This is a genomic window from Flavonifractor sp., assembly GCF_019422385.1.
Classification (GTDB): domain Bacteria; phylum Bacillota; class Clostridia; order Oscillospirales; family Oscillospiraceae; genus Flavonifractor; species Flavonifractor avistercoris.
This window is the reverse complement of sequence record NZ_JAHZDL010000124.1, coordinates 1-5,347: the sequence shown is the minus strand read 5'-3', so window position 1 is coordinate 5,347 and position 5,347 is coordinate 1. Positions and strand designations below refer to the sequence as shown.

General features: G+C 66.7%; 4 protein-coding genes. 3 read left to right on the top strand and 1 reads right to left on the bottom strand.

Features of this window, described 5'->3' with window-relative positions; translation table 11 throughout:
• The coding region (xdhA, locus tag QZ378_RS12060; RefSeq protein WP_291258441.1) for a xanthine dehydrogenase subunit XdhA at window positions 1–1,526 on the bottom strand (1,526 nt) is incomplete at its 3' end.
• 475 nt (window positions 1,527–2,001) lie between these two features.
• Here xdhA and QZ378_RS12055 point away from each other — a divergent pair.
• From QZ378_RS12055 to thrC, 3 genes are all read left to right on the top strand, one after another.
• Window positions 2,002–2,502 (top strand): DUF4854 domain-containing protein, encoded by a 501-nt coding sequence (locus QZ378_RS12055; protein WP_291258440.1) that lies wholly within the window; start codon window positions 2,002–2,004, stop codon window positions 2,500–2,502.
• A gap of 120 nt (window positions 2,503–2,622) precedes the next feature.
• On the top strand, window positions 2,623–4,089 hold the full coding sequence (locus QZ378_RS12050; RefSeq protein WP_291258439.1) for a pyridoxal-phosphate dependent enzyme: 1,467 nt from the start codon (window positions 2,623–2,625) through the stop codon (window positions 4,087–4,089).
• Window positions 4,090–4,358: 269 nt separating this feature from the next.
• Window positions 4,359–5,347: threonine synthase (gene thrC / locus QZ378_RS12045; protein ID WP_291258438.1), on the top strand; the 989-nt coding region annotated here is incomplete at its 3' end.

Sequence of the window (5,347 nt, the reverse complement as noted above, 5' to 3'; positions counted from 1 at the left end):
ATGCCGATGGCCTGGGCGGCCATCTGGGAGAACACGGTGTCGCCCCCCTGGCCGATCTCGGTGGCCCCCAGGTGGAGCTGCACCGTGCCGTCCTGGTTGAGCACCATGCGGGCGGAGGAGGTCTCCAGGGAGATGGGGTACACGCCGGTCTTGTAGGAGAAGCAGGCCATGCCCACGCCGCGGCGCACCGGGCCGGTCTGGTTTTTGTACTTCTCCCGCAGCTCGTCCCAGCCGATGTACGCCGCGCCCTTGTCGATGCACTCCCGCAGGGCGGTGGAGTGGCAGGTGATGCCGTTGAAGGGGTCCACATAGCCCAGGGGCATGGCGTTTTTCTTGCGGAACTCCAGGGGATCCAGCCCCATTTCCCGGGCAATGTCCTCCATGAAGCACTCGGAGGCGAAGTTGCACTGGGGAATGCCGTACCCCCGCATGGCGCCGGGGGCGGGCCGGTTGGTGTAGACGGTGAGGGCCTGGGCGTGGTGGCCGATCTGGTCTAAGTACAGCTGGCGGTAGCCGGTGACGGCGTTTGCCACGATGGCGTTGCCGTGGGAGGCGTAGCCCCCCTGGTTGGACACGGCTTTGCAATACCGGGCCATGAGGGTGCCGTCCTTGTCCACCGCCGCGGCCACGTCGAAGGAGATGGGGTGGCGGGAGCGGGTGTTCTGGAAGGTCTCCTCCCGGCTCACGTCCAGGCGCACGCACCGGCCGCCCACCTGGGTGGTGAGCCAGGCGTTGAGGGGCTCGTACAGCACCTCCTGCTTGTTGCCGAAGCCGCCGCCGATGTAGGGCTTGACCACCCGGATGGAGCCCCAGCCGATGCCCAGGGCCTGGCCGATCACCCGGCGGACGATGTGGGGGATCTGGGTGGAGGTGACCACCGTGATGCGCCCTGACTCCATGTAGGCGAAGGAGACCGGGTTTTCGATGTGGCAGTGCTGCACCTGCTGGGTCTCATAGTGCCCCTGGAACTGGCGGAATTTGGGGCTGGACAGCACGTCCTCCACCGTCTCAAACTCCCCGCCCCGGATGGGCGTGCGGAGATCCATCCGGGCCAGCACGTTGTCCGGGTGCTCCTGGTGGATGGGGGGGAAGCCGTCGGCCATGGCCCCCTCCGGCTCCAGCGCCACGGGGTACTCCTCGTACTCCACCCTGATCAGCTTCAGAGCCTTATGGGCGGTGACCAGATCCTCCGCCACCACGGCGGCGATGTCGTCCCCGTAGATGCGCACCCGGCGGTTGAGCAGCTTCCGGTCGGCCACGTCCTGGTGGGCCGCCTCCACGCTCCAGGGGTGGCCGGGGGTGGGGTACTGGATGTCCGGCACGTCAAAGCAGGTGAGCACCTTCACCACCCCGGGCAGGGCCTGGGCCTCGGAGATGTCCATGGATTTCACCCAGCCGTTGGCGATGGTGCTGTGGAGCACCGCCGCCTCCAGCACGGGATGGGGGCAGAGGTCGTCGGTATACTTGGCGCGGCCGGTGACCTTGTCGGCCGCGTCCACGCGGGGGATGCTTCTTCCGACTTCCATAAAAAAGCGCGCCTCCTTTCTGTTTGGCACCACCAGTATACCGCAACGGCGGGCAAAAGGGAAGGAGAACTTCCCGGCCGGCATGGCTCCCCGGCCCGGGCCATATACTGTTCAGGGCGCGGGCGGAATCTTATCATGTTCTTTTTTCGTGAAAAGCGATTGAAAGACCCGGGCTCCTGTGTTACACTGCTTTTATCCGTGATGGGGCGGGTCTCCGCCGGAGGCGAGGGCGCTGCAGCTGATCACCGTCTTTGCCGTCCTGCTGGTCACCGGGGTGTCCGGCGCCCTGTACATCGGAATATCCTCCCTGAACGGCCTGGCCGGTCTGGTCTGCGGCGTGGCGGCCCCCATCCTCTTTCTTGTGGGGGCTTTCCGGCAGAAGAAGCTCCTGCGGGATGCCCAGCCCATCCGGCAGTCAGGTGCTCCCGGCCGCCCGCCGGGGCCTGCAATTTAAGAAAAAACGAGGTACACAGCTATGAAAAAGCGCATTCTGTCTCTTGCTGCCGCATCCTGCCTGCTCCTGATCCTGGCCGCCTGCGGCGGCGGCGACGCCCCGCAGGAGTCCCCCTCCGGCGCGCCCGCCTCCGAAGCCCCCGTGCAGGAGTCCGCCCCTGCCCAGGACAGCAGCGGTCTGCCCACCCTGGAGGACTACTTCAACTCCGACGCCATGCAGGAGCTGGTGGACGCCACTGCGGCGCAGTACGGCGAGGAGGGCACCTTCGCGGCCATGTACGCCGAGGGCAACGAGCTGCGGTATGACTTCACCATCGACAGTCTGGAGACCTCCGAGGAGGAGCGCGCCGTCTATGCCGAGGCCCTCCAGTCCTCCACCGAGGCCGGTGCCGACGCCTACCGGAGCACCGCCGCCGAGCTGAAGTCCATGGTCTCCAACGAGGAGGTCGTCGTGGTGGTCACCTTCATGGACGGTGCGGGCAACGTGCTGTACACCCAGTCCTTCTCCTCCAACGACGCGTAACCGCCGACCACCGGGGCGCCGCAGAGCGGCGCCCCATCTTTTTGTCTCCGGCGGCAATTGCGGCTTGATTTCTCCCCGCCTTGTGTTATCATGGAGATAGCATGAAAAGGAGGCGGTTGCATGATCGATCTGACGGTTCACCGGGACGTGCTGGCGCGCAATATTCAGAAGGCCCGGGAGAACGGCGTGATCATTCCCACATTCGAGAACATGCGCAATCCTGAGACCGTGCCGGCGGCGGTGAAGGAGCGGCTCCGGGGCGTGGGCCTGTGGGACGTGAATCCTCTGAACCTGTTCCGCATCACCTGGAAAAACGAACCGGCGGAGGCCGGCGGCCTGTACCGGGACGTGCCCAACTACATCGAGCTGCCCCCCGCCCTCACCGGCGTGAAGGCCCGCATCGTGGCCCTGGTGGGCAAGTGGTTCCCCACCGGCTGCCACAAGGTGGGGGCCTCCTTCGGCTGCCTGGCCCCCCGGCTGGTCACCGGGCAGTTTGACGCGGGCTACCACCGGGCGGTGTGGCCCTCCACGGGCAACTACTGCCGGGGCGGGGCCTTCAACTCCAAGCTGCTGGGGGTCAAGTCGGTGGCCATCCTGCCCGCGGGCATGAGCCGGGAGCGGTTTGAGTGGCTGTCCCAGATCGCCGGGGAGGTGATCGCCACCCCGGGCTGCGAGTCCAACGTGAAGGAGATCTTCGACAAGACCCACGAGCTGCGGCAGGAACCGGACTGCATGATCTTCAACCAGTTCGAGGAGATGGGCAACCACCTGTGGCACTATCAGGTCACCGGCCGGGCCATTCAGGAGGTCTTTGAGGCCGTCAGGCGCCCCGGCGACAAGCTCTCGGGGGCCTGCTTCACCTCGGGCAGCGCCGGCACCATCGGCTGCGGCGACTACCTGAAGGAGGTCTACCCCGGCCTGAAGCTGGCGGTGGGGGAGGCCCTCCAGTGCCCCACCATCCTGAACAACGGCTTCGGCGACCACCGCATCGAGGGCATCGGCGACAAGCACATCCCCTGGATCCACAACGTGAAGAACACCGATATGGTCATCGACATCGACGACGAGGACTCCCAGCGGCTGCTGCGTCTGTTCAACGACCCGGCGGGCCACGACTACCTCCGCTCTGTGGGGGTGGATGAGGACACCATCGCCAACCTGTCCCTGCTGGGCATCTCGGGCATCGCCAACGTGCTGTGCTGTGTCAAGCTGGCCAAGTACTACGAGCTCACCGAGCACGACGTGGTGGCCACCGTCCTCACCGACTCGGCGGCCATGTACGGCTCCCGCATTCAGGAGCTGGCCGACCAGTACGGCCCCTACGACGGCACCGCCGCCGCGGTGGACCACGCCCTCCACCTGCTGGGCCTGCGCACCGACTCCATGGCCGAGCTGAACTACTACGACCGCAAACGCATCCACAACCTGAAATATTACACCTGGGTGGAGCAGCAGGGCCGCACTGCCGAGGAGCTCAACGACCTGTGGTACGGCACCGTGTGGGACGACGTGCACCGCCAGGCCGACCAGCTGGATGAGCTGATCAACGCCTTCAATGAAGAATCCGGGGTGCTCAAAAATCTGTAGGGCGCGGCATCCCTGACGCGCCGCCCGCGGGGATATGACACCGCCTGGCCCGTTCCATGGGGCCCCCGCGCGAGCCCAGCGGCTGTGCCGCGGGTCGCGTGGGGAGAAGGAGGCCCAGCGGAGGAAATGAGCTTTCGCGTTTACGCGGAAGCGAACGATCCGCAGCTTGGGCCGACGTTGTGGGGCGCGACGACCTCGGCGCGCCATCCGCCTACCGGGATGCCCCCCGGGTGCGCCCTTTTTCCACCCCCTGAAAGGAGGTTTTCCACATGAAGTATGTCCTCGGTGCAAAATGTGTCAGGTGCGGGAAGGAATATGAGGCCGTCCCCGGCCTGACCACCTGCGCCTGCGGCGGCATCCTGGACATCGTGTACGACTACGCCGCCATCCGGCGGGACTTCTCGCCCAAAGACCTGGCCGCCTGCCGGGACAACACCATGTGGCGGTACCGGCCCTTCCTGCCGGTGGAGGATTCCTCTCCCCCGCCGCCTTTGCGGGTGGGCTGGTCGCCGCTGTACAAGGCGGACAGCCTGGCCCGGGCGCTGGGGCTGAAAGCCCTGTACCTCAAGGACGACGGGCAGAACCCCACGTCCTCCCTGAAAGACCGGGCCTCCGCCCTGGCGGTGGTAAAGGCCAGGGAGGCGGGGGCGGACACCATCGCCTGCTCCTCCACGGGCAACGCCGCCTCCTCCCTGGCGGGGAACGCGGCGGCGGCCGGGCTGTCCACCTACATCTTCGTGCCCAAGCGGGCCCCCAAGGGCAAGGTGGCCCAGCTGCGCATCTTCGGCGCCACGGTGGTGAGCGTGGACGGCTCCTATGAGGACACCTTTGAGCTGAGCCGCGCCGCCATCGACCGCTGGGGCTGGTACAACCGCAACGCGGCCATCAACCCCTACCTGTCCGAGGGCAAGAAGACCGTCACCCTGGAGATCATGGAGCAGCTGGGCTGGCAGGTGCCCAACTACATCGCCCTGTCCGTGGGGGACGGGTGCACCATCGCCGGGGCGTGGAAGGGGCTGAAGGATCTCTATGCCGCCGGGTTCATCGACAGGCTGCCCCGGCTCATCTCCGTGCAGGCGGAGGGCTGCTGCCCCATCAACCGGGCCATCCAGACCGGGGAGCCGTGGCGGCCCATGGAGGAGAACACCCTGGCCGACTCCATCGCCGTGGGGGTGCCCCGCAACCCGGACAAGGCCCTCAACGCCATCCGGGAGTCGGACGGCGTGGCCGTCAACGTGTCCGACGGGGAGATCCTGGA

What these genes read in the sequence shown, in the direction of transcription:
- QZ378_RS12055 (WP_291258440.1), top strand. Translation starts at nt 2,002, where the DNA reads ATGAAAAAGCGCATTCTGTCTCTTGCTGCCGCATCCTGCCTGCTCCTG.
- QZ378_RS12050 (WP_291258439.1), top strand. Translation starts at nt 2,623, where the DNA reads ATGATCGATCTGACGGTTCACCGGGACGTGCTGGCGCGCAATATTCAG.